This window comes from Janibacter sp. YB324 (assembly GCF_014217915.1).
GTDB classification, from domain to species: domain Bacteria; phylum Actinomycetota; class Actinomycetes; order Actinomycetales; family Dermatophilaceae; genus Janibacter; species Janibacter indicus.
In genome coordinates, this window is record NZ_CP060120.1 from 174,346 (window position 1) to 200,366 (window position 26,021).

28 protein-coding genes are annotated in these 26,021 nt (G+C 72.6%); 11 read left to right on the forward strand and 17 right to left on the reverse strand.

Features of this window, described 5'->3' with window-relative positions; genetic code table 11:
• Positions 1-10 precede the first annotated feature (10 nt).
• Positions 11-1,021 (forward strand): aldo/keto reductase family protein, encoded by a 1,011-nt coding sequence (locus tag H7A72_RS00895; protein ID WP_185221328.1) that lies wholly within the window; start codon positions 11-13, stop codon positions 1,019-1,021.
• Positions 1,022-1,039: 18 nt separating this feature from the next.
• Here the strand turns inward: H7A72_RS00895 and H7A72_RS00900 are convergent, their stop codons facing one another.
• Positions 1,040-1,549 carry a glyoxalase/bleomycin resistance/extradiol dioxygenase family protein gene (locus H7A72_RS00900; protein WP_114204390.1) on the reverse strand — a complete coding sequence of 170 codons (510 nt, stop codon included), beginning with the start codon at positions 1,547-1,549 and terminating at the stop codon, positions 1,040-1,042.
• Between the two features lie 78 nt (positions 1,550-1,627).
• Between H7A72_RS00900 and H7A72_RS00905 the strand changes: the two genes are divergently transcribed.
• A complete protein-coding gene (locus tag H7A72_RS00905) occupies positions 1,628-2,455 on the forward strand; it encodes an AraC family transcriptional regulator (RefSeq protein ID WP_223277719.1) in 828 nt (275 codons plus the stop codon).
• A gap of 75 nt (positions 2,456-2,530) precedes the next feature.
• On the forward strand, positions 2,531-2,980 hold the full coding sequence (locus tag H7A72_RS00910; RefSeq protein WP_185221329.1) for an isoprenylcysteine carboxylmethyltransferase family protein: 450 nt from the start codon (positions 2,531-2,533) through the stop codon (positions 2,978-2,980).
• 21 nt (positions 2,981-3,001) lie between these two features.
• Here the strand turns inward: H7A72_RS00910 and H7A72_RS00915 are convergent, their stop codons facing one another.
• Both H7A72_RS00915 and H7A72_RS00920 read right to left on the reverse strand, forming a co-directional pair.
• The gene (locus H7A72_RS00915) at positions 3,002-3,808 is read right to left on the reverse strand and encodes a hypothetical protein (RefSeq protein ID WP_185221330.1); all 807 of its coding nucleotides are present in this window, start codon (positions 3,806-3,808) and stop codon (positions 3,002-3,004) included.
• A gap of 19 nt (positions 3,809-3,827) precedes the next feature.
• Entirely contained in the window at positions 3,828-4,619 is a 792-nt protein-coding gene (locus H7A72_RS00920) for an isocitrate lyase/phosphoenolpyruvate mutase family protein (RefSeq protein ID WP_185221331.1), read from the reverse strand.
• Between the two features lie 411 nt (positions 4,620-5,030).
• Between H7A72_RS00920 and H7A72_RS00925 the strand changes: the two genes are divergently transcribed.
• From H7A72_RS00925 to H7A72_RS00940, 4 genes are all read left to right on the forward strand, one after another.
• Positions 5,031-5,339 (forward strand): pyridoxamine 5'-phosphate oxidase family protein, encoded by a 309-nt coding sequence (locus tag H7A72_RS00925; RefSeq protein ID WP_255494270.1) that lies wholly within the window; start codon positions 5,031-5,033, stop codon positions 5,337-5,339.
• 150 nt (positions 5,340-5,489) lie between these two features.
• Positions 5,490-6,740: an ergothioneine biosynthesis protein EgtB gene (egtB, locus tag H7A72_RS00930; protein WP_223277720.1), complete on the forward strand. Its 1,251-nt coding sequence runs from the start codon at positions 5,490-5,492 to the stop codon at positions 6,738-6,740.
• A complete protein-coding gene (egtD, locus tag H7A72_RS00935; RefSeq protein ID WP_185221333.1) occupies positions 6,737-7,693 on the forward strand; it encodes an L-histidine N(alpha)-methyltransferase in 957 nt (318 codons plus the stop codon). The genes egtB and egtD overlap by 4 nt, the downstream gene beginning before the upstream one ends.
• Positions 7,690-8,313, forward strand: coding sequence for a hypothetical protein (locus H7A72_RS00940; RefSeq protein WP_185221334.1), 624 nt, complete (start codon positions 7,690-7,692; stop codon positions 8,311-8,313). The genes egtD and H7A72_RS00940 overlap by 4 nt, the downstream gene beginning before the upstream one ends.
• A gap of 48 nt (positions 8,314-8,361) precedes the next feature.
• On the opposite strand, the gene H7A72_RS00945 is transcribed toward H7A72_RS00940, so the two are convergent.
• The 12 genes from H7A72_RS00945 to H7A72_RS01000 all read right to left on the reverse strand — a co-directional run bounded on the left by H7A72_RS00945 (position 8,362) and on the right by H7A72_RS01000 (position 20,156).
• Positions 8,362-9,711, reverse strand: a complete 1,350-nt coding sequence (locus H7A72_RS00945) for a deoxyribodipyrimidine photo-lyase (protein ID WP_185221335.1) — start codon at positions 9,709-9,711, stop codon at positions 8,362-8,364.
• Positions 9,711-10,721 (reverse strand): NADP-dependent oxidoreductase, encoded by a 1,011-nt coding sequence (locus H7A72_RS00950; RefSeq protein WP_185221336.1) that lies wholly within the window; start codon positions 10,719-10,721, stop codon positions 9,711-9,713. The genes H7A72_RS00945 and H7A72_RS00950 overlap by 1 nt, the downstream gene beginning before the upstream one ends.
• Positions 10,722-10,726: 5 nt before the next feature.
• Positions 10,727-11,149: an organic hydroperoxide resistance protein gene (locus H7A72_RS00955; RefSeq protein ID WP_185221337.1), complete on the reverse strand. Its 423-nt coding sequence runs from the start codon at positions 11,147-11,149 to the stop codon at positions 10,727-10,729.
• A 2-nt stretch (positions 11,150-11,151) separates the two neighbouring features.
• On the reverse strand, positions 11,152-11,607 hold the full coding sequence (locus tag H7A72_RS00960) for a MarR family winged helix-turn-helix transcriptional regulator (protein WP_185221338.1): 456 nt from the start codon (positions 11,605-11,607) through the stop codon (positions 11,152-11,154).
• A 58-nt stretch (positions 11,608-11,665) separates the two neighbouring features.
• On the reverse strand, positions 11,666-12,247 hold the full coding sequence (locus tag H7A72_RS00965) for a hypothetical protein (protein ID WP_185221339.1): 582 nt from the start codon (positions 12,245-12,247) through the stop codon (positions 11,666-11,668).
• Complete coding sequence (locus H7A72_RS00970; protein WP_185221340.1) at positions 12,244-12,501, reverse strand: hypothetical protein; 258 nt, start codon at positions 12,499-12,501, stop codon at positions 12,244-12,246. Before H7A72_RS00970 ends, H7A72_RS00965 begins: the two co-directional genes overlap by 4 nt.
• Positions 12,502-12,714: 213 nt before the next feature.
• Positions 12,715-16,356 (reverse strand): DUF2126 domain-containing protein, encoded by a 3,642-nt coding sequence (locus H7A72_RS00975; RefSeq protein WP_185221341.1) that lies wholly within the window; start codon positions 16,354-16,356, stop codon positions 12,715-12,717.
• 72 nt (positions 16,357-16,428) lie between these two features.
• Positions 16,429-17,208 (reverse strand): hypothetical protein, encoded by a 780-nt coding sequence (locus H7A72_RS00980; RefSeq protein WP_185221342.1) that lies wholly within the window; start codon positions 17,206-17,208, stop codon positions 16,429-16,431.
• Positions 17,205-17,906 carry a hypothetical protein gene (locus H7A72_RS00985; RefSeq protein ID WP_185221343.1) on the reverse strand — a complete coding sequence of 234 codons (702 nt, stop codon included), beginning with the start codon at positions 17,904-17,906 and terminating at the stop codon, positions 17,205-17,207. Before H7A72_RS00985 ends, H7A72_RS00980 begins: the two co-directional genes overlap by 4 nt.
• An 11-nt stretch (positions 17,907-17,917) precedes the next feature.
• Positions 17,918-18,652: a hypothetical protein gene (locus H7A72_RS00990; RefSeq protein WP_185221344.1), complete on the reverse strand. Its 735-nt coding sequence runs from the start codon at positions 18,650-18,652 to the stop codon at positions 17,918-17,920.
• Entirely contained in the window at positions 18,649-19,413 is a 765-nt protein-coding gene (locus H7A72_RS00995; RefSeq protein WP_185221345.1) for a hypothetical protein, read from the reverse strand. Before H7A72_RS00995 ends, H7A72_RS00990 begins: the two co-directional genes overlap by 4 nt.
• Entirely contained in the window at positions 19,410-20,156 is a 747-nt protein-coding gene (locus H7A72_RS01000; RefSeq protein WP_185221346.1) for a hypothetical protein, read from the reverse strand. The genes H7A72_RS00995 and H7A72_RS01000 overlap by 4 nt, the downstream gene beginning before the upstream one ends.
• 89 nt (positions 20,157-20,245) lie before the next feature.
• Between H7A72_RS01000 and H7A72_RS01005 the strand changes: the two genes are divergently transcribed.
• Entirely contained in the window at positions 20,246-21,070 is an 825-nt protein-coding gene (locus tag H7A72_RS01005; RefSeq protein WP_185221347.1) for a hypothetical protein, read from the forward strand.
• A 9-nt stretch (positions 21,071-21,079) separates the two neighbouring features.
• On the opposite strand, the gene H7A72_RS01010 is transcribed toward H7A72_RS01005, so the two are convergent.
• Entirely contained in the window at positions 21,080-21,742 is a 663-nt protein-coding gene (locus H7A72_RS01010) for a 4a-hydroxytetrahydrobiopterin dehydratase (protein WP_185221348.1), read from the reverse strand.
• Positions 21,743-21,804: 62 nt separating this feature from the next.
• Between H7A72_RS01010 and H7A72_RS01015 the strand changes: the two genes are divergently transcribed.
• On the forward strand, positions 21,805-23,241 hold the full coding sequence (locus H7A72_RS01015; RefSeq protein ID WP_185221349.1) for an HAD-IB family hydrolase: 1,437 nt from the start codon (positions 21,805-21,807) through the stop codon (positions 23,239-23,241).
• A 7-nt stretch (positions 23,242-23,248) separates the two neighbouring features.
• On the opposite strand, the gene H7A72_RS01020 is transcribed toward H7A72_RS01015, so the two are convergent.
• Positions 23,249-23,962: a FadR/GntR family transcriptional regulator gene (locus H7A72_RS01020; RefSeq protein ID WP_185221350.1), complete on the reverse strand. Its 714-nt coding sequence runs from the start codon at positions 23,960-23,962 to the stop codon at positions 23,249-23,251.
• A 128-nt stretch (positions 23,963-24,090) separates the two neighbouring features.
• On the opposite strand from H7A72_RS01020, the gene H7A72_RS01025 reads away from it, so the two are divergent.
• Both H7A72_RS01025 and H7A72_RS01030 read left to right on the forward strand, forming a co-directional pair.
• Complete coding sequence (locus tag H7A72_RS01025) at positions 24,091-25,494, forward strand: GntP family permease (protein WP_185222245.1); 1,404 nt, start codon at positions 24,091-24,093, stop codon at positions 25,492-25,494.
• Between the two features lies 1 nt (position 25,495).
• On the forward strand, positions 25,496-26,020 hold the full coding sequence (locus H7A72_RS01030; RefSeq protein ID WP_185221351.1) for a gluconokinase: 525 nt from the start codon (positions 25,496-25,498) through the stop codon (positions 26,018-26,020).
• The last annotated feature ends 1 nt before the right edge of the window (position 26,021 follow it).

Sequence of the window (26,021 nt, forward strand, 5' to 3'; positions counted from 1 at the left end):
CGTGAGCCGCATGGAGTACCGATACCTCGGCAAGAGCGGTCTGAAGATCAGTGAGATCGCCTACGGCAACTGGCTCACCCACGGCTCGCAGGTCGAGGCCGACGCCGCGACCGCCTGCGTGCAGGCGGCGCTCGACCACGGCATCTCGACCTTCGACACCGCCGACGTCTACGCCAACACCGCAGCGGAGACGGTCCTCGGCGAGGCGCTCAAGGGCGAGCGGCGCGAGTCGCTCGAGATCCTCACCAAGGTCTACTGGCCGACCGGCCCCGGCGGGCACAACGACTCCGGCCTGTCCGCCAAGCACATCCGCGAGTCCATCGACGGGTCGCTGCGCCGGCTGCAGACCGACTACGTCGACCTCTACCAGGCGCACCGCTTCGACACCGAGACGCCGCTCGAGGAGACGATGCAGGCCTTCGCCGACGTCGTCCGGCAGGGCAAGGCGCTCTACATCGGCGTCAGCGAGTGGACCGCCGAGCAGATCCGCGAGGGCCACCGGCTGGCGAGCGACCTCGGCATCCGCCTGATCTCCAGCCAGCCGCAGTACTCGATGATCTGGCGGGTCATCGAGGGCGAGGTCGTCCCGACCTGCGAGGAGCTCGGGCTCTCCCAGATCGTGTGGAGCCCGATCGCCCAGGGCGTCCTCACCGGCAAGTACCAGCCCGGTCAGCCCCTGCCCGAAGGGAGCCGCGCCGGCCACGAGGAGGTCGGCGGGTCGATCGCCGGCCGGGTCCAGGACGACGCGCTGCTCACCGCGGTGCAGGGCCTGCGCCCGATCGCCGACGAGGTCGGCCTGTCGATGGCCCAGCTCGCCGTCGCCTGGGTGCTGCAGAACCCCAACGTCGCCGCGGCCATCATCGGTGCGTCCCGCCCGGAGCAGGTGGAGGAAAACGTCGCCGCGTCCGGCGTGACGCTCGAGCCGCAGGTCCTGTCCCAGATCGACGCCGTGCTCGGCGAGCACGTCGAGCGCGACGCCGGCCTGACCGAGGCCAACGCGCCCAAGCGTCGCCCGAGCTGACCGCGGGGGCGGCCGGGCTCACCCCTGCCCGGCCGCCCACTCCCGCACCCGCGCCGCCGACTCCTCGTCGGACAGGTCCTCGACGCGGGTCATGACGGCCCAGCGCAGCCCGTGCGGGTCGCGGATCGAGGCGAAGCGGTCGCCGGAGACGAAGTCGGCGAGTGGCTCCCGGATCGTCGCGCCCGCGGCCTGCGCCTCGGCGACCACGGCGTCGACGTCGGGCACGTAGAGCGCGATCGACGAGCAGACGACGTCGTCCTCGTGGGGTGCGACGAGACCGAAGTCCGGCATCGGGTCGGAGATCTGCAGCCGGCCCCGCCCGAAGTCGAGCGTCGCGTGCGCGACGAGCGTCCCTCCCTTCCCGTCCGGCATGTGCGTCACGTCGACCGTGCGCGCGCCGAAGACCCGCTCGTACCACGCGATCGCGCCCTGCGCGTCCTGCACGGTGTGGAAGGGGGTCAGGCTGGTGAACCCGTGCGGCACGCCGTGGTCGGTGTGCTGGCCGGTCGCTGCGGTGGTGGTGTCCATGGGCACGACGCTAGGCAGCCCGAGGGCGGGACGCTTGAAGATCTGCGCCAACCTCGTGGGTGCCCCTACGCTCGGCCCGTGAGCGAGGCGATCCCGCGCAAGGGCCAGCTGCGTCCGGACGCCCGGGCGCCGGTCTCCCGGATCCTCCCGACGGCGGAGGGAGAGCCCCTCGCGCGGTGGTTCTGGGTGCCGGAGTGGGACCTGCCGGAGGGGGCGGTGCACGAGGCGCTGACGCTGCCCTTCCCTGCGTGCCAGCTCGTCGTCGAGGCCGATGCGGTGCGGGTGTACGGCCCGGTCTCCCGGGCCTGGCGGCGCGACCTCACCGGGCGCGGCTGGGCCGTGGGCGCCCTGCTGCGTCCGGGGGCGGCCCATGCGCTCGTCGGCGACGTGGGCACGCTGCGGGACCGCGACACCGAGACGAAGGGGGCGACCCGCCTCCACGCGGACGTCACCCGGGTCATGGACGGCCCGGGCGACGCGGACGAACGGCACACCGCCGCAGCGCGGCTGCTCGAGGTCTGGCTCGCCACGCAGGTGGGGGCGGCGGTGGCCGCGGACCCCGACGCGGTCCCGGCCGGGCGCCTCGTCGACCTGGCCGACAGCGACCCGGCGCTGCTGCGGGTCGACGACCTCGCGGCTCGTCTGGGTACCTCGGTGCGCACTGTGCAGCGCCTGGCGAACACCCACGTTGGCATGGGCCCCGGGGAGATCATCCGTCGCCGTCGGCTGCAGGAGGCGGCCGAGCGCGTCCGTGAGGAGCCGGGAGCCGACCTGTCGACGATCGCCGCGGACCTCGGTTACGCCGACCACGCCCACCTCACACGCGAGTTCGGCAGGATGCTCGGCTTCACCCCGACTGGGTACCGCGTCGGGGCCGCCGGGACAGGTGCGGGTCACTCCGGCTGACCCACCGACCACGCGACGGGCGCCGCTTGCCGCGTGCCCCTGTCCTCGAGCGAGCGACGCGACTACCGTTGGTGCATGGAGCCCCTCCCGATCCTGCGCTCGCCGCCCGTCGTCGGGCTGGCCTCGCTCGCAGCGCAACGCCTGCTGAGTCGCGGGTCGAGCACCTCACCGGTCACGTCGCTCCTCGGCGCGGCGGTCGCGGCGGCCGGCCTGGGGGTCGCCGCCGCCGGGATCCGGGAGATCCGCGCGGCGGGCACGACCTTGGACCCGACCCGTCCGGCCGACGCGAGCAAGGTCGTGCGTCAGGGCGTCTTCCGCTACTCCCGCAACCCGATCTACCTCGGCGACGCGCTGCTGCTCGCCGGCTACGCGATCCACCGCCGCGACCTGCTCGCCGTCCTGCCGGTGGCCGGCTTCGTCGGGGTCATCGACACCTTCCAGGTGCCGCTCGAGGAGGAGGCCCTGCGCGACCGCTTCGGATCGACCTACGGCGACTACGTCGCGAGCGTGCGCCGTTGGTTGTGAGGCGTCTCGTGCCCGGCCGGCTCAGGCGAGCGGCAGTCCGGAGGACGCGAGCGTGACCCGGTCGTGCAGGTCGACGAGCGCGCCAGGGGCTCGGTCCGGGAGAGGGCCCGTCACCGAGAGCAGCTCGCAGACAGCGTGCCCGGAGCAGGCGCGGGTGTACCTGCTCAGCCAGTTCTCGGCGACCCGGTCCATGCCGTCGACGTAGGGCCACCCCACGGGGATGCGGGGCAGACCGACCCGGTACGGCTTCGGCGTCAGCCGCGCGCGGGAGGTCTCGTGCAGGCCGCACAGGCGCACGTAGAGGTCGTCCGAGCCGAGCGCGACGAGGACCTCCAGATCGGGCGGCCCGCTCGGGAGGCCCGTGATGATCACCCGCAGGCCCGCGGCGGTGCGGTACGTGCGCACCCCGAGGTCGGGGTGCGCCGCTGCCCACCGGGCGATGCGCTCGAGCGCGGGCCCGGGGTCGGGCTCCACGGTGCGAAACAGCTTGCGCCGCGGAGCCGGCAGGTCGACGTCTGCCACGAGCACCTCATCGGTGTTGAGCACGTCGACGCCCATCCGGTTGCGCGTGACGACCCCGAGCAGGGTGCCGTCGTCCGCGCGCACCTCGTGCAGCACCTCCTCGCGCAGCGGCGAGCGGGGGTAGTAGTCGAATCCCTGCCGTCCGCGCGTCAGCTGCTCGACGGCGACGCTGAGCCGGTGCCGGGCGCGCACCGCGGCGTCGGCCGCGGACTCCACCGACCACCCCCAGATGCGCAGGGGGAAGCGTCGTCCCTCGTGCTCGACCTCGGTGCTCGCGCGCTGCCAGTGCTGGGGGAGGGGCCGCATGCCCCGAGTGTGCCGGACCTCAGGCCGGCTGGTCGGCCAGCCCGGCCCGGCCCAGCCACGGACCGGTGAGCTCGGCGATCGACTGCGTCAGCGCCTTCTGCAGCAGCGGGCCGAAGGTCACCCGGCCCACCCCCGCGTCGCGCAGCTCCTGCAGCGACCCGGCGGGGGCGCCGTCGACGGGGTGGGCGGTGACGTTGAGCGGCAGCGAGGTCGCCTCCATGAGGGCGGCGAGGGTGGCGGCGTCGGGGATCTTCACCGGGTAGACGCAGCGGGCGCCGGCCTCCTCGCACGCGCGGATGCGGGTGATGGCCTCCGCGAGCGGGTCGGGGAAGCGGTCGGTGCCGTGGAGCAGAGCGTCGGTGCGCGCGTTGATGACGAGCTCGACCTCGGCCTCGTCGGCGGCCTGGCGCAGCGCGCCGATGTAGTCGGCGTGCTCGGCGACCTCGCGCACCCGGCCCTGCGAGTGCACGGTGTCCTCGACGTTGATGCCCACCGCGCCGGCGTCGAGGACCCGCTCGACGAGCTCGGCGGCCGGGGTGTCGTAGCCGGACTCGACGTCCGCGCTCACCGGCACGCGCACGGCCGAGCAGATCCGACGGATGCCGTCGAGCGCGTCGTCGAGGGTCATGCCCTCGCCGTCCTGCTGCCCCCGCGAGTCGGCGAGCGGGTGGCTGCCGATGGTCAGGGCGGGGAAGCCGGCGTCGACGACCGCACGCGCGGACCACACGTCCCAGACCGTGGGCAGGACGAGGGTCTCGTCGGTGTGGTGCAGGCGGAGGAGGTCGCTGGCCAGGCTCTTGAGATCGCTCATGGCTCCACCCTCCCAACTGGCGAAGGGGGCGACAAGGCCTCAGCCGATCAGGCCGGCGTCCCGGGCGAGCGAGACGGCCTCGCCGCGCGTCGCGGCGCCCCGGCTCGGCACGGAGCACCCGAGGTGGGCCCCGACATCGGTCAGGTGCGCTGTCGGGTGCCTCAGATCCGCGGGTCCCGTGTGTCGACACGAGTGGAGCGGGTAGTCAGCCGACGAAGACCGCCCCGAAAGCACTAAGGAGCGCACGATGAGCGAGACCGAGATCGAGACCGTCGCCACGATCATGCGGGAGACGAGGATCGCCGTCCTCACCCACGTCGAGGACGGACGTCTGGTGTCGGTGCCGATGGGCACCAGGACCTCGACGACCCGGGCACCATCCACTTCATCACTGAGGCCGACACCGACAAGGTGCGGGCGATCGCGGCCCACCCCGAGGTCAACATCGCGTATGCCACGGACGACGGCTGGGTGAGCGTCAGCGGCACGGCCCGTCGCAACGACGACCGGGAGTTGCTCGGGCGGCTGTGGGACGCGTCGGCCGGTGCCTTCATGGAGGGCGGCCCTGATGACCCGAACAGCACCCTGATCACGGTCACGGCCGACACCGCGCGCTACTGGACCTCGCCCGGCACCGTGGCGACGGTCGTCCAGATGGCCAAGGGACTCGTCAGCGACGGGCGGCCCGACCTCGGCGACACCGGCACCGTCAGCCTCTGAGCGACGCCGCGTCCCCGGCGTGTCGCGCCGCCCCCACGCGGGGCCACGACGCGCGCTCGTCGGGGGATGCGTGTAGCGTCGAACCCGTCCGAAGCTCCACTTCCCCGGTGCCCGACGGTGGTCGTCAACCTCCGTCGCATGGAGGACAGCATGACCACGACCTCTCCCCGATCAGACCTCGCCGCATTGACCGAGCGGTTCCTCGCCGTCAGGGCACGGACCGACCGGCTCACCCGGGACCTCGGTCCCGAGGACCAGACGCCGCAGTCGATGACCGAGGCCAGCCCGACGAAGTGGCACCGAGCCCACACCACGTGGTTCTTCGAGGAGTTCGTCCTCGGTGCCGATCCTGCCTACCGACCGCGCGACCCCGCCTTCCGCTATCTCTTCAACAGCTACTACGAGGCCGTGGGGGAGCGTCACCCCCGCGCCGCGCGCGGACACGTGACCCGCCCGGGCGTCGCCGAGGTCGCGGCCTACCGCCAGGACGTCGAGCAGCAGCTCGTCGCCCGGCTCGAGGACGGGACCCTCGACGAGGCGCTGCTCGACCTCGTCGAGCTCGGCTGCCACCACGAGGAGCAGCACCAGGAGCTGCTCCTCATGGACGTCAAGCACCTCCTCTCGGGCAATGTCCTCCAGCCGGTCTACGTCGAGCGGGCGCCCGACCCCGACCCCGCGGCCGACCCCCTCCCGCAGCGCTGGACGCACGTGCCCGGTGGGGTCACGCACATCGGAGACGACGGCAGCGGCTTCGCCTTCGACAACGAGCGCCCGCGTCACCGGGTGTGGCTCGACGACGTCGAGGTCGGCACCCGCCAGGTGACCAACGCCGAGTGGGTCCGGTTCATCGACGACGGCGGCTACGCCCGCCCCGACCTGTGGCTCTCCGACGGGTGGGCGACCTTGCAGGCCACGGGGTGGGACGCGCCCGGCTACTGGCGCCGGGACGACGACCACGGCTGGACGACCTTCACCCTGTCGGGACGCCGTCCGGTGGTGGCCGCCGAGCCGGTGTGCCACATCTCCTTCTTCGAGGCCGATGCCTTCGCCCGGTGGGCGGGCCACCGCCTGCCCACCGAGCAGGAGTGGGAGGCCCGCGCTGTGAGCGGTCACCAGACGCACGGCGGTCTGCTCGACCCCGAGCGCTGCCACCCCGGGCCGGCGGCCGAGGTCACCTTCGGCGACGTCTGGGAGTGGACGGCGAGCGCGTACCTGCCGTACCCGGGATTCGAGACGGCCCCGGGCGCCGTGGGCGAGTACAACGGCAAGTTCATGAACGACCAGCACGTCCTGCGGGGAGCCTCCGCGGTGACCCCGCCGGACCACCCGCGCACGACCTACCGCAACTTCTTCCCGGCCGCGTCCCGGTGGGCCTTCTCCGGACTGCGACTCGCCCGGTGAGCCGCGCCGAGCTCGAGGCCGACCTCCGCTCCGGCCTCTGGTCGCAGCCGGCGACCCTGCCGCCACGCTGGTTCTACGACGAGCGGGGCTCCCGCCTCTTCGACGAGATCACCACCCTGCCCGAGTACTACCCGACGCGTGCCGAGCAGGAGATCCTCACCCACCGCAGCGGCGAGATCATCGCGCTGAGCGCCGCGCGGAGCCTGCACGAGCTGGGGGCGGGCACGGCGACCAAGACCCGCGAGCTGCTCGACGCCCTCACCGCGCAGGGGCGGCCGGCGCTCTACGCGCCGCTCGACATCAGCAAGGAGGTCCTGCTCGAGGCCGCCGACCGTCTGCGCACGGACTACCCGGCCCTGAACGTCGAGCCGGCGGTCGCCGACTTCCACCACCTGCCACCGCTGTCGGGGGAGCCCGGTGAACGTCTGCTCGTCTTCCTCGGCGGCACGATCGGCAACTTCGAGGAGGACGAGCGCTCCGGGTTCCTCGACATGGTGCACGCGGCCCTCGCCCCCGGTGACCACCTGCTCCTCGGAGCCGACCTCGTCAAGGACCCGGACCGGCTCGTCGCGGCCTACGACGACGGGGCAGGCGTGACCGCGCGCTTCAACCTCAACCTCGTCGACGTCATCACCCGCACCACGCCGGTCACGGGTCTGTCCCGCGACGACCTCGTCCACGAGGCCGCGTGGGACGACCGCGCCTCGCGCATCGAGATGCGGCTGCGTGCGGTGCGTGACATCACGGCCGACTTCACCGGGATCGGTCGCACGTGGCGCCTGGCGAAGGGGGAGCACCTGCGGACCGAGATCTCGCGCAAGTTCGACCTCGGCCTGCTCCGTGACGAGCTGACCGAGCACGGCTTCGAGCCGGTGACGAGCTGGACCGACGCGGCGGACGACTTCTCGCTGACCCTCGCCCGGGTCGCCGGCCGTGACGACGGCACGCCGTGACCCGCACCCTCCTCGAGCGCTTCCACGGGCGCATCCTCGGGGCGGGCAGCAGCAGCGGGCTGCGGCTGGTGGTCGGCGACTGGTGGGACTCGCCCCTCGGGGCCTTCACCGATGTCATGGTCGCGACGCCTGACGACCGTCGGGTCCTGCTGGCGCCGGACGACGAGGTCGCTCAGTACGTCGCCGCCACGTACTCCTTCGACGAGGTCCGGGTCGGCCCGGTTGCCCTGCAGGTCGACGATGACGTGTGGCGCCTCGACGCAGGCCCGTTGCGGTGCACGATCGGTCTGGGAGGGCGCACGGCCCTCGGCCTGGTCCTGCGAACCGTGCCCGAGCGGGTGGGGCGCAGCCGCGCCTTCGCGCATCTCGCCGACCCCATCGCGCGGCGGCTGCTTCCGGGGGTGCGCACCGTCGGCAGCGCCGGCGGTGGGCGGCGCGAGTACTACGGGGCGCACGACCAGCGGCAGGTGACGTCGCTGTCCGGCACCTGGTCGGGCCAGTCCATCGGCGGCCTCACCCCGGTCACGCCGCCGCCACGATTCGGCTTCAGCTCCACGCCCGCGTCACCCAGCCTGACGCGGGTGACGACGACCGTCGAGCGAGGCGTCGACGCGGACTGACGAGCGCAGTCGGGGCAGCGTGATGCCCGACAAGGCGAGCAGCTCGCCTCAGGTCGCCTCGTCGTAGCGCGCCAGGGCCTCGAGCCGCTCCTCCGCGTGGTCGACGATCCGCTCCGGGTAGTCGTGCGCGTACCCGTCGTCGTGCTTCCACGGCTCGTGCGCTGCGGCGCCCTCGAGATGGGCCAGCTCCGGCACCCACCGGCGCACGTACGCACCGTCGGGGTCGAAGCGCTTGCCCTGCGTGACGGGGTTGAAGACACGGAAGTACGGGGACGCGTCCGTGCCGGTGCCGGCGGCCCACTGCCAGCCGTGATTGTTGGACGCGAGATCCCCGTCGATGAGGTGGTCCAGGAAGTGGCGTGCGCCGACCGGCCACCACACGTGCAGGTCCTTGGTGATGAAGCTGGCGGTCGCCATGCGCACCCGGTTGTGCATCCAGCCCTCGCTCAGCAGCTGGCGCATCCCGGCATCGATGATCGGGTAGCCGGTGCGGCCCTTTCGCCACGCGTCGATGGCGTCCTGTGGTTCGTCGTAGCGCAGAGCGAGTGCCCGCAGGTCCTGCCACGCGGAGTGCGGGTTGGCCCACAGCACGTCGGCGTAGAACTCCCGCCACGCGAGCTCCGTGCGGTAGCTCTCGGCACCCGCGCCGCGCTCCCCGCGCAGGTCGTGCAGCAGCTGGCGGGGGTGGACGACCCCGAGGTGCAGGTCGGCGGACATGCGCGAGGTCCCCTCGACCGCCGGGAGGTCGCGATCGTGGTCGTAGTCGGCCAGCGCCTCGTCGCGGAAGCGCACCCAGCGCCGCCGGGCGGCGTCCTCGCCCGCGGTCGGCAGGTCGATCGGGCACTCGCGGGCCGCCTTGTCGAGCATCGCCTCGACCCGGCCGTCGGTGTCGGCCTCGATCCACTCGACCCCACGCGGCGCACTCGTCGGCTCGTCCCAGCCGTGCTCGCGCCACGCGGTGGCGAAGGGGGTGAAGACCTTGAAGGGGGTGCCTCCCTTCGTCCGCACCGTGCCGGGGTCGACGGCAAAGGGCGAGCCGGTGGCCACACCCTCGACGCCGATCTCGCGCAGCGCGGCGACGACACGACGATCGCGCTCGACGCCCCCGGGCTCGTTCTCCCGGCTGACGTGGACCGACGTGGCCCCGACCTCGCGGGCGACGCGCGGCACGACCTCGGCGGGGTCGCCGAGCCGGATCACAAGGCGACCGTCGAGGGAGGCGTCAAGTGCTCGCAGGGTGGCGGCCAGCCACGCGGTCTTCGCCGCACCGGCCGGCCCCCACATCGTCGGGTCGATGACGAAGAGTGGGAGCACAGCTCCCCGCGAGGCGGACTCCCGCAGGGCGGGGTGGTCGCGCAGACGCAGGTCCCGGCGAAACCACATGATCGCGGTGCCCATCACAGGCGGAGAAGCATCTTGCCCGTGTTGGCACCATCGAGCAGGTCCATGAAGGCCTGCGGCGCGGCGTCGAGACCGTCGCGGAAGGTCTCGTCGGCGACCAGTCGACCCTCGGCGAGCCACTGGGGCGCCCGGGAGTGGTACTCGGCGACGAGCTCGGGGTACTGACCGACGATGAAGCCGCGCAGGGTCAGCCCCTTGCCGATGGCGAGGGCCAGGTTGCGGGGTGCGGCGGGCGGCTCGGTCGAGTTGTACTGCGAGATCGCCCCGCACATCGCGACCCGACCGAAGGTCGACAGCGCGCCGATCGCGGCCTCGAGGTGCTCGCCGCCGACGTTGTCGAAGTAGACGTCGATGCCGTCGGGCGCGACCGAGGCCAGCCCCTCGGCGACGGGACCGTCGCGGTAGCTGAAGGCCGCGTCGTAACCCAGCTCGACCACGCGGGCGACCTTGTCGGCGGAGCCCGCCGAGCCGACGACCCGGCCGGCGCCGAGCGCCTTGGCGATCTGACCGGCGGCCTGGCCGACGGCACCTGCGGCGCCGGAGACGAAGACGGTGTCTCCGTCGCGCATGCCGGCCACGGCGGTCAGCCCGACGTAGGCCGTCAGGCCGGTGAGGCCGAGGACGCCGAGATAGGTCGAGGCGGGCGCGGCATCGGTGTCGACGACCCGGACCGCCTTCGCCGGGAGCACAGCGTGCTCGCGCCAGCCGAGGCCGTGCAGCACGTGCTGGCCCACGGCGACGTCGTCGGAGCGGGAGGCGATGACCTCGCCGACCGCGCCGCCGTCGAGCGGGGCGTCGATCTCGAAGGGGGCGACGTAGGACTTCACGTCGTTCATCCGACCGCGCATGTAGGGGTCGACCGACATGACGACATTGCGCACGAGGACCTCCCCGTCGCCGAGCGGCGGCAGGTCGGCGCTCTCGAGGCGGAAGTTGTCGGCGCTCGGCGCGCCCTGCGGGCGCGAGGCCAGGACGATCTGACGGGTGGAGGCGGGCAGCTGGGTCATGGGCCTCAGTCCTGGACGACCGTGACGGTCACGTCGATGTTGCCGCGGGTCGCGTTGGAGTAGGGGCAGACCTCGTGGGCCTGGTCGGCGAGCTGCTGGGCGGCCTCGGTGTCGAGGTGCGGCAGGGTGACCTCGAGCTCGACGGCCAGCTGGTAGCCGCCGCCCTCCTTGGGGCCGATGTGTACGCGCGAGCCGACGGCGGAGTCGGCGACGTCGACCTTGCCGGCGCGGGCCACGGCCTGCAGCGCCGAGTGGAAGCACGCGGCGTAGCCGACGGCGAAGAGCTGCTCGGGGTTGGTCCCCTCACCCGACCCGCCCATCTCCTGGGGGATCGCGAGGTCGAGGTCGAGGCGGCCGTCACTGGTCCGGCCGTGCCCGTCGCGGCCGGCGCCGGTGGCGAGGGCCTCTGCGGTGTAGAGAGTCTTCATCGTCATGCTCCTTGGGTGGGGGTGGGGGTGGGGGTGCCGACGGATGCGCAGAACCTCTGGGCCAGGCGACGCAGGGTCGCCAGATCCTCGGGCTCCATGTCGACGGCGTCGTACAGGCGGCGCTGGATCGCCGCGACCTGCGACTCGAGCTCCCGGCCGGCGTCGGTCAGGTGGATCGTCACGCGGCGGGCGTCCTCCCCTTCGCGGCGGCGCTCGACGAGCCCGCTCGCCGACATGCGCTTGAGAAGGGGGGAGAGCGTCCCGCTGTCGAGGTGCAGCGCCTCGCCGAGCTCGGTGACGGTGCGGCCGTCGCGCTCCCACAGGGCGAGGAGGGTGACGTATTGGGTGTACGTCAGCCCGATCTCGGCGAGGCCTTCGCGGTAGGCCGCGGTCGCCGAGCGCGACGCCGAGTAGAGGGCGAAGCAGATCTGCTGGTCGAGCTGGTGGTCCGTCTGCACCTCTGAAGCATCGCACGCAATTGATTTGTGCGCAATCTATTCGTGCGGATCGAGGTGTTCAGCGCGCGATCGGCACCGGCAGGCCGGCGAGCTCGACGCCGGTCCGCTCGGTCACCGCGCCGTCCGGCGCCACGGCCACCTCGTGGAGCACGAGGTCGCCGTCGGTGACCGACCACAGCCGCACCTGCCACGGCCCCTCACCACTGACCCGAGGCGGCTCGACGAGCGCGCGCACCTGCTCCTTCGCCTCGTCGACCCGCCGCCGGGCGTCCGCCCCGGTGGCGGGGCGGAGGCGCAGGTCATCGGCAGAGGTCAGGAGCCGCCACCCCTTCGCCATGTCACGGGTGGCATCGGCCCGCGCGGTCGCCAGCTCGAGCGCCTCGTCGGCGGAGCCCACCCGGGTGCCGTCGATCTGCGCCCAGCGCTCGGGATGGCCGCTCAGCACGACGACGCGGCCGTCGTCGGCGACGGCGACGAACCACCGGGCCGGGTGCGATGCGCCGCGCCAGACGACGTCGAGCAGGCGCCACCCGCGCAGCGCCGCCACGGGCACGGGACGCAGACGGGTCCTGGCGTCGGTGACGACCGACGCCAGCATCGGCTCGTCCGTCGTCGTCGAGATGGTCGCGATGTCGGTCATGAGTTGTCCTCGTCCCACTGCTCGCCGTAGTAGTCCATGTAGGTCTCGTCGCCGTCGCCCGTCGACGGGGAGTAGTAGCCGCTCTCGAAGAGCTCGCGGATCGCGGCGCGCCCGGCGGCGTCGGCCTCCTCGGGGGTCGCGCCGGCGGCGACGGCCTCGTCGTGGGCCACGAGGTAGTTGGTGATGTGCTGCTCGTCGGTCGACAACGAGCTCTCGCCGTCGGCCGCCTGGTAGTAGTAGGCCTCCTGGGTCATCGCCTCGACCTCGCCGTCACCGGACTCATGGTCGGAGCCTAGGGAATCCGTCGCGCTGACGGCAGGGGGAGCGCTCCCCACGCCGTCCGGCCCCCGAACTTCGCAAAACCCTAGGGTCTTGCGAAGTTCCCCCCGGCCCACTCCGCAGGACCCTAGGGTTTTGCAGAGTTCGAAGGGGAGATCGGCGCCGGCTGCCGGCGGGCTCCCCGGGGCTCAGGCCTGGTCGTCGGGAGCGCCCACGGTCTCCTGCACCGGGCCCTCCGCCGTGATCTCGACGACCGGCTCGCCGTCGACCGGTGGCATGCCCGGGTCGACCGCCTCGGTCGGCGGGGTGGCGAACTCGTCCTCGGTGCCCGGCTGACGGTCCGTGCCGGGGAAGCGGCGGAGGTCGAGCGTCACCGGGAAGTCGGTGACGGCCGGACCGAAGCCCGACATCGGGTCGGGCAGGGCCGACAGGTCGACCGGCCCGGGGGTGTGGCCGTCGGTGACGAAGCGCGCGGCCCGCCGCGACTCGGCGGACGCGGCGTTGACCGGAAAGGTGTCGTAGGCGACGCCGCCCGGGTGGGTCACGTGGTAGGTGAACCCGCCGAGGGAGCGGCCGGTCCACCGGTCGACGAGGTCGAAGACGAGCGGACCGTGGACCCCGATCGTCGGGTGCAGGGCCGACGGGGGAGCCCACGCCCGGTAGCGGACGCCACCGACGAAGGCGCCGGAGCTCCCCTTCGCCCCGACGGGACCGCCCCAGCCCTGCTCGGCGACGGGGACCATGGGCACGGGCACGCCGTTGCACGTGACGACGTGCCGTCCCTCGACGAGGCCGACGGCGCGGACCTGGACCTTTTCCACCGAGCTGTCGACGTAGCGGGCGGTGCCGAACTGGCTGACCTCCTCGCCCAGGACGTTCCACGGCTCGATGGCGGTCCGCAGCTCGACCTCGACACCGCCGATCGTCGTGTCGCCGAGCCGCGGGAAGCGGAACTCGAGGAAGGCGTCGAACCACGCCGGGTCGATGCGGCCGGCGCCGACCCGCTGCAGGTAGCGGTTGACGTCGTCGATGACGTCGCGCAGGTCGGTGGCGACGAAGGCGGGCAGCAGGTAGCGGTCGTGCAGCCGGGTGCCCCACTGCACGAGCGGACCGGTGTAGGGCTCGTCCCAGAAGCGGGCGACGAGGGCCCGGACGAGCAGCGCCTGCAGCAGCGCCATGCGCGGGTGCGGCGGCATCTCGAAGCCGCGCATCTCGAGCAGTCCGAGCCGCCCGCGCTCGGAGCCGGGCGCGAAGAGCTTGTCGATGCAGAACTCCGACCGGTGCGTGTTGCCCGTGATGTCGGTGAGCAGGTGGCGCAGCAGCCGGTCCGCGAGCCACGGGCGGGTGTCCCGCTTGGGCCGGTGGTCGTCGTCGAGCGGGTCGGTGATCGCGGAGGCGTCGTGTTCCATCGCGATCACGTGCTCGAGCTGGGCGAAGGCGATCTCGAGCTCGTAGAGCGTGTCGGCGCGCCCTTCGTCGACGCGCGGCGCCTGCGACGTCGGACCGATGAAGCGCCCGGAGAAGAGGTAGCTCAGCGCCGGGTGGTGCTGCCAGTAGGTGACGAGCGAGCGCAGCAGGTCGGGGCGACGCAGCATCGGGCTGTCGGCGGCGGTGGGCCCGCCGAGGGTGAGGTGGTTGCCGCCGCCGGTGCCGGTGTGCGAGCCGTCGAGGTCGAACTTTTCCGTCGCGAGGTGGATCTGTCGGGCGTGCTCGTGGAGCGACTCCGTCTGCTCGACGAGCTCGCCCCACGAGGCCGTCGGCGCGACGTTGACCTCGATGACGCCGGGGTCGGGCGTCACCGACATCGTGCGGACCCGGTCGTCGCCGGGAAGGGGGTAGCCCTCGAGGACGACCGCGTGGCCGGTCTCGGCGGCGGCGCCCTCGACGGCGCCGACGAGCTCGAGGGCGTCCTCGAGGTGCGACATCGGCGGCAGGAAGACGAAGAGGTGCCCGTCGCGGTGCTGCACAGCCAGGGCAGTGCGCGGCGACTCGTCGATCGGCAGCACCCGGGCGGGTGCGACATCGCCGGCCGGCAGCGTCGCCGGGTCGAGGGCGGGCAGCGCTCCACGCGGGTCGAAGGGGGATCGCTCGGGCTGGTCGGGGCCTTCCGTCCAGGCGATCGAGGACAACGGCAGCCGCAGACCGGCGGGCGAGTCGCCGGGCACGAGGGCGAGGAAGCCGCGGCGGGTGCGCCACGTCGTCGTCGCCCAGCCCTCGCCGTCGGGGGCGGGGAAGACCGGCAGCACCCAGGCGGCCGGGGTGTCGAGGTCGACCTGCTCGTCGACCCGCGCGACGACGGCCGCTCGGTGCTCGGCGTCGGAGGCGTCCTCGCTGTCGGGGGCGACGTCGCCCGCGGAGGGGCCGTCGCCGTGGGGCAGTCGGGCCTCGGTGACGACCTGCTGCAAGGGGTCCTCGACGGCGGCGACGAGCTGCTCGGGCGGGATGCCCAGGCGTCGGGCGATGCCGAGCGCGAGGTCGCGGGCCGCGCTCGCCGCCTCCGGCGAGCCGGAGTCCGCGCATGGCTCTCCCCAGGGGTCGTCGAGCAGCTCCTGGGCGCGCCACAGCGGTTCGCCGTCGGTGCGCTCGCTCAAGCCGATCTGCCAGCGGGGGAGCGGCTCGCCCGGGTACCACTTGCCTTGGCCGTGGTGGCGCAGGGTACCGGGGCCCGAGAGGCGCCGGGCGAGCGACATGGCGAGCTCGCGCTTCTCCTCCCCGTCGGCCGCGGTGTGCCACTGGGGGTCCTTCGTGCCGCCGGCCGCGACGAAGGTCGGCTCGCCACCCATCGTCAGGCGAACGTCGCCCCGGGTCAGCAGGTCGTCGACGGCAGTGCCGAGCTCGGTGATCCGCGCCCACTGCTCGTCGGTGACCGGGCGGGTGACGCGCGGGTCCTCGGCAAACCGGGTCACCGTGTTGCTGAAGTCGAAGGTCACCTGCGTCGGGGCGGTCGCGCCGCTGATCGGCGCGGCCGACGCGGGGTGCGGGGTGCACGACAGGGGGATGTGCCCCTCGCCGCAGAGCAGGCCGGAGGTGGCGTCGAGCCCGATCCACCCGGCGCCGGGGACGTAGACCTCGGCCCAGGCGTGCAGGTCGGTGAAGTCCTCGGCCGGTCCGTTGAGGCTGTCGTCGCCGACGGCGCTCAGGTCGGAGGTCAGCTGCACGAGGTAGCCGGAGACGAAGCGCGCGGCCAGCCCGAGCTGCCGCAGCGCCGAGACGAGCAGCCAGGCGGAGTCGCGGCAGGAGCCGATGCCCCGCTCGAGGGTGTGCTGCGGGGTCTGCACGCCTGCCTCGAGACGCACCGTGTAGTCGACGCTCTCGCGCACGGCGCGGTTGAGCCCGACGATGAAGTCGACGATCCGCGTGCCGGCGCCGACCTCCGCGTCACGTGGCCCGGTGAGCAGGCCGGGCAGCACCTGCTCGAGCCAGGCGCTGACCTCGGGGGCCGGGCCGCTGCCCTCCGCACCGTCGTCGACGGGCCGCAGATAGGGCGCGAGATCCTCGCGCAGCTGCTCCGGGTAGGCGAAGGGGAAGGTCGCCGCCCAGTCCTCGACGAAGAAGTCGAAGGGGTTGATGACCGTCATGTCCGCCGTCAGGTCGACGGTGATCTCGAGCCGGGAGACCTTGTCGGGGAAGACCACCCGCGCCAGCCAGTTGCCGAAGGGGTCCTGCTGCCAGTTGAGGAAGTGCTCGGGCGGATCGATGCGCAGCGCGTAGCTCGGGATCGGCGTGCGGGAGTGAGGCGCCGGCCGCAGGCGGATCGTGTGCGGGTAGACGTGCACGGGTTCGGCGAACTCGTAGGACGTGCGGTGCTCGAGGGCCACTCGGATGGTCACGCGACCACTCTAGGCACCCAGCGCCTGCCGTGACCCGGGGATGACCGGGCCAGCTCGCCCCGGACCGGCTGGCTACTCCTCCAGGCCCGACAGCACCGACCGCGCGGCCCGCTCGGTCACCCCGGTGTCGGGGGTGCCGTTGTAGGCGCCGTTGGCGACGCTCACGGTGTTGTGTCCGACCTTGACGACGACGAAGTCCATCGTCATCGTCTCGAGGGTCTGCTGGATCTTCAGCCGGAAGGCGACGGTGCGGTCGCCGAGCGCCGGGAAGGTGAGCGGCTCCACCTCGTAGCTGCTCGTGTTGCCGGTGTCGGCCTGCCGGAAGTCGAAGCTCGGGCATTCGGCGACGAGCTCGCCCGCCTCGTCGAAGAGCCGCGAGGGGTAGGGGTCGTCGAAGGAGTAGACCCACATGCCGAGGTGATGGCGCTCGCTGCCCGGAGGCGGCGGGTTGTCGGCGCGGGCGAAGTTGGCCTGCACGCGGGCGCGCTCGGTGCGCTGCACCTTGTCCCACCCGGGGCCCTTCTGCAGCAGCGGCGCGCAAGAGCTCGGGGTGACGTCGCCCGCCTGGGCCTCGCTGACGGTCGGCCGCTCGTCGTCGACCCACCCCGCACCGACGTCACCGGCCGAAGGGAGGGCGGCGCGCAGACCCCCTTCGTCCATGGGTCGGCCGGGGCCGGTGACCGTGCCGACGTCGTCGCCGGACCCGCTCGAGGGGTCGGCGGAGGACGTCGCCGTCGTGCCGCTGCCCGTCGGCGATCCGGTGTCGTCACCCCCGGAGCCCGGGATCAGGGAGCAGGCGGCGAGGGCGACGGCGCACCCGCCGCCGACCACGGCCGCCCGCAGCGACCTCACAGCGACTCGAGGTTGTCGACCGTCGTCTTCAGCAGGGTCTCGACCGCAGCCGAGTGGTACTTCGACGCCGGACCGGCGCTGTGCACGACGTGGACGCGGTTGTGACCCAACGACGCGGTCGCGACCTGCACGACGCCGCCCTGGAAGGTGTCGCCCTCGGTGGTGTTCTCCACCCGCACGCCGTAGGTGCGGTCACCGACCGGCTGGAGCGAGACGGGGCTGAGCTTCCAGTCGCTCGGGCCGTACTTGTCGATGATCTGGAAGGTGTCGCACTGACCCAGCGCCTCGCCCGCCTTGTCGAAGAGCGTCGAGGGCACCTCCTCGTCGTAGGTGGTGATCTCGACGCTGAGCACCCCGAGGCCGCCGGGGCCCACGTAGTCCTTCTTGGCGGAGCCGGTGGAGTGCTCCTTGAGCTCGTCGGCGACCTTGCCGCTCAGCCGCACGTCCTCGCACACGGCCGGGTAGGTCGTCGACTCCGGGTCCGGCGGCTCGGACTCGGTGGCGGTGTCGACGGTGAACCCCTCGGGGGTCTGCTCGTCGGTCGGCAGCGCCGAGCGCAGCTGCTCCTCGCCCAGCTGGGTCCGCCCGACCTGCTGGCTCGTCGACGGGTCGTCGGAGCCGCCGATCGAGGGGATGCACCCGGCGACGAGGGCCAGCGCGGCGGTGCCGACGGCCGCGCGTGCGGTCGTCCGGGCCACCGCCCACGGCCTCACTTCAGGTCCTCGAGCGCCTCGGTGACGAACTTGCCCAGGCGCTCCTCGTTGTTGGCGCGGAAGCCGGTGATCATCCGGGCGCTGATGAGGTTGTGGCCGCTGCGCACCCAGATGTAGTCGACGGCGATGTCGGTCTCCTCGTTGCCGATCCGCACGGCGAAGGTCTGGTCACCGATGACCGGGCTGCCGATGTGCTGCGCGGTCTGCTCGATGTCGTTGGCGTCGGGGGCGGTGCGGGAGGTGAACTTCGTGCACTCGGCCAGCGATGCCCCGGCCTCGTCGAAGAAGCGCTGGGGGTAGGGCTCGTCGAAGGTCCAGATGGCCACCGACAGCTGCGGCGTGGGCGTGCCGCCGTTCTTCTGCGCGTAGCGCACGCCCTCGCCCTCGCTGACGTGCTTGTCGCGCCACTCGCGGATCTCCGGGGTGTCGAAGTAGGCGGCGAGGCAGGTCTCGGGGTCGGTGGTGCGCTTGCTCTTGAGCGCCGCGTCGAAGCCGTCGGGGTGCTTGACGAAGCCTGCGGGCGCCTCCTCGAGGGTCGGCAGCGCCGCCTTGAGCTTCTTGGCGGTGAGCTCCTGCTGCTCGGGGGCGTCGGCGACCTCGGCCTCCGGCGTGTTGGTCACGGTCACGGTCGTGGGCTCGGTCGGCTCCACCGGTGCGTCGTCACCGCAGGCGGAGAGGGCGAGGGCAGCCGTGACGGCCAGCGTGGCGAAGGGGGCGAGGCGTCGGGTCATGAAGTGGCCTTCGTGAGGTCGTCGAGCACGCCCTGCGCGTGCTCCTCGAGGGTGTCGGAGCTGTCCGGCCCGGGGCCGGACACCAGTCGTACGTTGATCAGGTTGTGACCGCTGCGGACCCACAGGTCGTCGATGGTCAGGTTGATGGCGGTGCTGCTGCGTCGCACGGCGAAGGAGCGGTCGCCGATCACGGGGTTGGCGATGTGGTGGGTGCGCCACTCGGTGCCGTTGTCCTCGTAGCTGGCGCACCGGGCCATCGCGGCGCCGGCGTCGTCGAGGAAGCGGGTCGGGTAGGGCCGGTCGTGCGTCCACACCGACACGACGAGGCTCGGTGTCGGGTTGCCACCGCCGCCGTGCTCGTGCCGCACCCCCGAGCCCTCGGTGCGGTGCTTGGTGGTCCAGGAGCGGACCTCCGGGGTGCCGAAGATGGCCGCGAGGCAGGCCGGCGGATCCGTGTCGCTCGTGCCGTCGGCCGCGACGTCCACGTCCTTGCGGGTCAGCTCGAAGCCCTCGGGGCCCTCGCCGTCGGCGGGCAGGGCCGCGATGATCTGCGCGCGGGTCAGCTCCTGCTGCTCAGGGGCGTCGAGGGTCTCGGGCTCGGGCGTGCTCGTCACCGTCACGGTCGACGTCGGGGAGGACTCGCTGGTCGGCGAGGACGAGGTGGAGCTGTCGGTGGGCGCGGGGTCCGGCCCCCCGCAGGCGCCCAGTGCCACGGCGGCCGCCACGGCGAGCATGCCGAAGGGGGCCGCCCGGGTGATCACGACGTGGCCTTCTCGAGGTCGTCGAGGATGCCCTGGGCGTAGTCCTGCATGAGCTTGCCGTCGTAGTCCTTGTCGTAGCCCAGGGTCATCACGGTGATGAGGTTGTGGCCGCTGCGCACGTACATGCGGTCGACGTAGAAGTCGTGGTCGCGGCTGGTGATGCGCACGGCGAGGGTCTGGTCCCCGATCTGGGGCGTGGAGATCGCCTTGGCCGAGTAGCTGTTGTCGGGGCCGGCGTTGTTGCTCTCGGTGTAGTCGTCGCACGAGGCGATCGCCGCGCCGGCGTCGTCGAAGATGCTGTGGGGGTAGGGCTCGTCGTAGGACTCGACGTAGGTCGCGATGATGCCGCCACCGTTGACCTTCTCGCGGCTGAAGCGCGCCTTCTCGTTGACCTTGCGGTGCTCGTCGCGAAACTTCTCCGCATCCGACCCGGCGAGCTCGACGTCGGCGCACTCCGCCGGGTCGTAGGTCGGCTCGTAGGTGCTGGCCGGCGAGATGTCGACGAGCCAGTCCTTGCTGGGCATGTCGGCCCGGGTCGGCAGCGCCTTGCGGGCGGTGGCCTTGTCGATCTGCTGCTGCTCGGGCCGGTCAAGGGCCTCGGCCTCGGCGTCCTTGGTGACGGTGATGGTGCCCGGGTCGCTCGCCTCGTCGGGAGGGGTCGAGCCCTGGTCGCCGCAGGCGGAGACCGCGAGCAGGGTCGTCAGACTGAGGGCGGCCAGGCATCGGCGGGTCGTCGCATCCATCGTCGCCAAGCATCCCACGGCCGCCGCCAAACGTGCCCGGCGGCGACCCGGGCCCGTATCGTCGTGGCGAGACCTCAGGAGGGGAACCAGTGAAGCAGATCTCCCGACGCACCGTGCTCACCGCGATGGGCGCGCTCGGCACCATGACCGTCGCCGGCTGCGCCGACGACGAGCCCAGCCAGCTCGACCCGTCGTCGACGCACGTCGTCGAGGGCGACGGCGGGTCCGGCTCGTCCGCGAGCGGTTCGTCGTCCACAGGCTCCGAGGGCTCGGGCGATGCGTCGTCGGAGGGTGGCATGCGGCAGGTGCAGCTCGACTCTCCCGACGCGATGCGCGGCCGCTGGGCGGCCTACACGGCCGTGGTGCTCGCGGCGAGCGACAACTCCGAGTCCTCCCGCGCCGAGGACGGCGACTGGATCTTCCAGCACGAGCTCGGCCCCTGGGCGATGCTCGTGCGCTTCAAGGACGGCAAGGCGCTGCTCGCCGGTCAGGCCAATGCCGACATCGTGCGCGACCTCACCCAGGAGAAGAAGATCCGCAAGGCCCTCGTCGCCGGTGCCCCGAAGTGGTGGGGGGCGCTCGACACGGCGCTGCCGGACACCGCCCGGATCGGGTTCGTCCTCGGCTGGGACGGCAAGACCTGGCAGGGCCTGGCCCCGTCGGTGAGCAACTTCGACGCCCTGCCCTTCTACCCCAAGTCGCAGCAGGCCTGCGGCGAGCAGCTCGTCATGTGGGGCAGCAAGGCCGAGGGCAGCTACACCGGCTCGGCCAAGGCGGCGGCCGATGCCGCCATGCGCGCCGGCACCCAGCTGACCGCGGCCCAGCTGAAGAAGCTGGGCCCGGGCATCCAGTCCGCCCGGGTCAAGGGTGCGCTGACCGCCGCGAAGGCCTACGAGGGCAAGGGCAAGCACTGACCCCGAGGGTCAGGCGCGCGCCTGCCAGGTGCACACGCAGGCGAGGTTGCCGTCGGCGTCCGACAGCACCCACCACGCGGGGGCGAACTCGTCGGTGACCAGCTCGCCGCCGGCGGCGACGCAGGCGTCGACCCGCGCCTGCGCTTCGTCGTGCGGGACGTAGACGTCGAGGTGCACCCGGCCGCGGCCCGACCGCTCCTCGCTGTCCTGGAACCAGATCTCGGGCAGCTGACCGTCGGGCGAAGGGAGGCTGTCGGGGTCCCCCTTCGCCGGCTCGTGACCGGTGAGGGCCATCCAGAAGGGGCGGATCCGGTCGGCGTCGGCGGTGTCGATCCCGATGGTCATCGAGGCGCCCACCTCGGGCTGGGCGCTCGCGCCCAGGTCGTCGGCGATCCGGCTGATCTCGCCGGCCAGCGCGATGTCACGGGGCGAGAGGCCGCCCACGTCATGGCTGACCAGACGCAGCCCGACCCAGCCCCACCGCAGGTCGATGTCGGGGTGGTGGTCGGCCTCCTCGGCCGCCTTGGCGATCGCATTGACCAGCGCGAGCGACTCCTCGAAGCCCTGCGTGCGCAGGCGGGTGCGCAGCATGCCGTCGACCTCTCGCCACCCCTGGGGGATCTGGTCGGCGACCTGCTCGCTGGTCAGGGTCTGCTGGGCGTCGTCGCTCATGTGACCCACGTTAGGCCTTCGAGGTGTTCACCGCGGGCCCGCGCGTCGATAGCCTCGCGAGCATGACCGGCGCCGCCTTCTTCGATCTCGACCGCACCCTGCTGCCCAAGGCCTCGGGTCCGGCGCTGTCCGCTGCCATGCGCGAGACGGGGGTGGTCTCGGCGCGCGTGCCGGGGGAGGCCCTGCTCTTCGGCTACTTCAACCTCCTCGGCGAGTCGCTCGGCTCGATCGCGCTGGCCCGCCAGGCGGTGCTCGTGGCGCGGGGCAAGACCCGCGACGCCTTCGACGCGGCCGCCGAGCTCGCCGCCGACGTCCTCGAGCCGATGGTCGGCCCCTTCGCCCGGATGCTCATCGACGAGCACCACGCCGCCGGCCGCCCGGTCGTGCTCGCGACGACGACGCCCGAGCACCTCGTGCGGCCCCTCGCCGCGCGGCTGGGCATCGACCACGTCATCGCCACCCGCTACGAGGTCGGCGACGACGGGTGCTTCACCGGGCGCAACGACGGGCACTTCGTGTGGTCGATGGGCAAGGTCGCGGCCGTGCGCGAGTGGGCCGAGGCCGAGGGCGTCGACCTCGACGCGTCCTTCGCCTACTCGGACTCGATCTACGACGCCCCGCTCCTGCGGGCCGTCGGCAACCCCGGTGCGGTCAACCCCGACCCGCGGCTGCAGGCGCTCGCCGTCGCGGCCCGCTGGCCGGTGCTCCACTTCGACACCTCGCCCGGTGTGCTGAAGCTGCCGGTCATCGGCATGGAGCTGCAGCGGGCGATCGCCCTGCTCGCCCGGCCCGAGGTCTTCCCCTACGCGAAGTTCACCGTGGGGGGCGTCGACAACATCCCGACCGACGGGCCGGCGATCCTCGTCGGCAACCACCGGTCCTACTTCGACCTCGTCGCCATGGCCGTCGCCTTCCGCCGCACCCCGCGCTCGGCGCGTTTCCTCGGCAAGAAGGAGCTCTTCGACGTGCCGGGCCTGGGGTCGATCTTCCGCGCCGGTGGCGGCATCAGCGTCGACCGTCGGGCCGAGGACCCCGACAGCCCGGACGCCTTCGCGGCGGCGGTGCGGGCCATCCACGGCGGCGAGCTCGTCGCGATGATGCCGGAGGGCACGATCCCGCGCGGCATCCACTTCTTCGAGCCGGGCATGCGCGGCTTCCCGGGGGCCGCCCGCCTGGCCCACCTCACCAAGGTGCCGGTCATCCCCTTCGCCATCACCGGGACGGAGAAGGTCTGGCCCCGCAGCGCGAAGATCCCGCGGGTGACCAACCTCCTGGGCCGGCCCGAGGTCACGGTGACCTTCGGCGAGCCGGTGGACCTGAAGTACCGGTCGGTGCCGCGCGACATGGAGCGGATCTTCGACGCGATCACCGAGATGCTGCCCGACGAGGTCCGTGAGCCGGCCCGGCCGACCCTCGCCGAGCTGGCCCTGACCTATCCCGACGGCGTCGTGCCGGCGGAGGACCGCTGGTTCGCGGTCGACGGGGACGAGCAGGTCTGACGCCGGCTCAGCCGCCGGCCGCCCCGATCTCGTCCATCGCCGCCTGCGCCTCGGTGACGATGCGGCGCATCGCCTCCTCGGCGCGGTCGGGGTAGCCCTCGGCGATGGCGGCGGCCACCTCGACGTGCCAGTCGATGGCCCCCTGCTCGGGGATCTCCGGCATGAGGTCGTGCTCGGTGCGGCCGGTGAGGGCCTCGGCGACGAAGGGGGCGAAGCCCGCCAGCAGCGCATTGCCCGAGGCCTCGAGGAGAGCGCGGTGGAAGTCGATGTCGTGCTGCAGGTAGGTGAGCAGGGCGCCCTTCGGCCCGGACTCGGCCATGCCGACCGCCGCCTCCTGGAGCCGACGCGACTGCTCGGGCGTGGCGCGCTCGGCCGCGAGCCGTGCGGCCTGCGGCTCGACGCCGCGGCGCAGCTCGCTCACCTCGCGCAGCTGGGCCAGGCGCTGGGGGCCCTCGAGGCGCCAGTGGATGATCACCGGGCTGAGCGCCTCCCACGAGGACTCCGGCTGGATCGTCACGCCCACGCGGCGGCGTGAGCTGGCGACGCCGATCGACTCGAGGACCTTGACCACTTCGCGGACCACGGTCCGCGAGACGCCGTATCGCGCCTCGATCTGCTCCATGGAGAACACGTCACCCGCGGCCAGGCGCCCGGTCGTCAGGTCGGCCCCGATGCGCGTGAGGACGCTGTGGTGCAGGCCCCCGCCCTGCGCACTCGTCATGCGCCGGATTGTCTCAGACCCCATGGCGCACCTCCAAAGAAAAGGATGACGATTGCTTGCACAATAAGCATACTTTTGGGACCGTATCCGGCGGGCAACCGCCCGACACCACCCACCGGAGGACAATGATGTTTCTCGTCGAGGACGCCGTGCCCGAGCCCGCCTTCGGCTCCGGGCCCCTGCTCGCCATCGCCGCGGCCGCCGTCGCGCTGCTGCTCCTGCTGATCATCCGCTTCAAGGTCCACGCCTTCGTGGCCCTCGTGCTCGTCAGCTTCCTCACCGCCCTCGCGACGAAGATCGCCCCCGCCGACGTCGTCACGGTCATGACCGACGGCTTCGGCGCGACGCTCGCCTCGGTGGCGCTGCTCGTCGGTCTCGGAGCCATGATCGGCCGTCTGCTCGAGGTGACCGGTGGCGCCCAGGTCCTCGCGGACACCCTCATCGCGCGCTTCGGCGAGGACCGGGCTCCCTTCGCCCTCGGCATCGCCTCGTTGCTCTTCGGCTTCCCGATCTTCTTCGACGCCGGCCTGGTCGTCATGCTGCCGATCATCTTCAGCGTCGCCCGCCGCTTCGGCGGCTCGGTCCTGCGCTACGCCTTCCCGGCGGCCGGTGCCTTCGCCGTCATGCACGCCTTCGTCCCGCCGCACCCCGGCCCGGTCGCCGCGGCCGACCTCGTGAGCGCCGACATCGGCCTGCTGCTGATCTTCGGCCTGCTCATCGGGCTGCCGACCTGGTACCTCGCGTCCTACCTCTACGGCCTGTGGGCCGGCAGCCGCTACATGGTCGACGTGCCCGACCTGCTGTCCGGTGGCCCCGTCCCGGAGACGAAGGGGGACGAGCATCGCCTGCCGTCCTTCGGCCTGGTCCTCGCGGTGCTCCTCCTGCCGATGGTGCTGATCTTCGTCGACACCGGCCTCAACACGCTGGCCACGCAGGGCACCGTCGACGGTGACGCGGTGTGGGTCAACGCCCTGCGGATCATCGGCAAGACCCCGATCGCGCTGCTCATCACCACGCTCTTCGCCATGGTCGCGCTCGGCTGGCGCCGCCGGACCAAGGCCGACGTCGAGACGCTCATGAACGACGCGCTCGCCCCGGTCTGCGCGATCATCCTCATCACCGGTGCCGGTGGCATGTTCGGTGGGGTGCTGCGCGCCAGCGGCATCGGTCAGGCGCTCGCCAACACCCTCGAGTCGACCGGGCTGCCGGTCATCGTGGCCGCCTTCGTCGTCTCTGCGGCGCTGCGCGTCGCCCAGGGCAGCGCCACCGTCGCCCTGACCACGGCCGCCGGCCTCATGGCGCCGACGATCGAGGCGTCGTCGGGCCTGAGCTCGATCGACCTCGTGCTCGTCGTCATCGCCATCGCCGGTGGCGCCACCGTCCTGTCGCACGTCAACGACTCCGGCTTCTGGCTCGTCGGGCGCTTCCTCGGCATGGACGAGAAGACCACGCTCAAGACGTGGACGGTCATGGAGACGCTCATCGGAGGCATCGGCTTCCTCTTCGCCTTCGCGCTGAGCCTGGTGCTGTGACATGAGTGTCCACGTCGTCGCGATGGGCGTCTCCGGCAGCGGCAAGAGCACCGTCGCGGAGGGCGTCGTCGATCGCACCGGATGGGTCTTCGCCGAGGCCGACGCCTTCCACCCGCAGGCCAACATCGACAAGATGTCGCAGGGCATCCCGCTGACCGACGAGGACCGGTGGCCCTGGCTGCACGACCTCGCGGCGTGGATGGCCGAGCACGCCGCACGCGGCGAGGACACGGTCATCACCTGCTCGGCGCTCAAGCGGACCTACCGCGACGTGCTGCGCGCCGACGTCGCTGCCCTCGGGGCGGGGCACCGGGTGGTCTTCGCCCATCTCGACGGGTCGGCCGAGGTCATCGCTGAGCGGCTCGAAGGGCGGCAGGGCCACTTCATGCCCGCCTCGCTCCTGCAGTCCCAGATCGACACCCTCGAGGACCTCGAGCCCGACGAGGACGGGGTCGTGCTCGACCTCACCGCAGCACCCGAGGTGCTCGTCGACCAGGTCATGGCGAGCGTGGCGCCGGGGCGCTGAC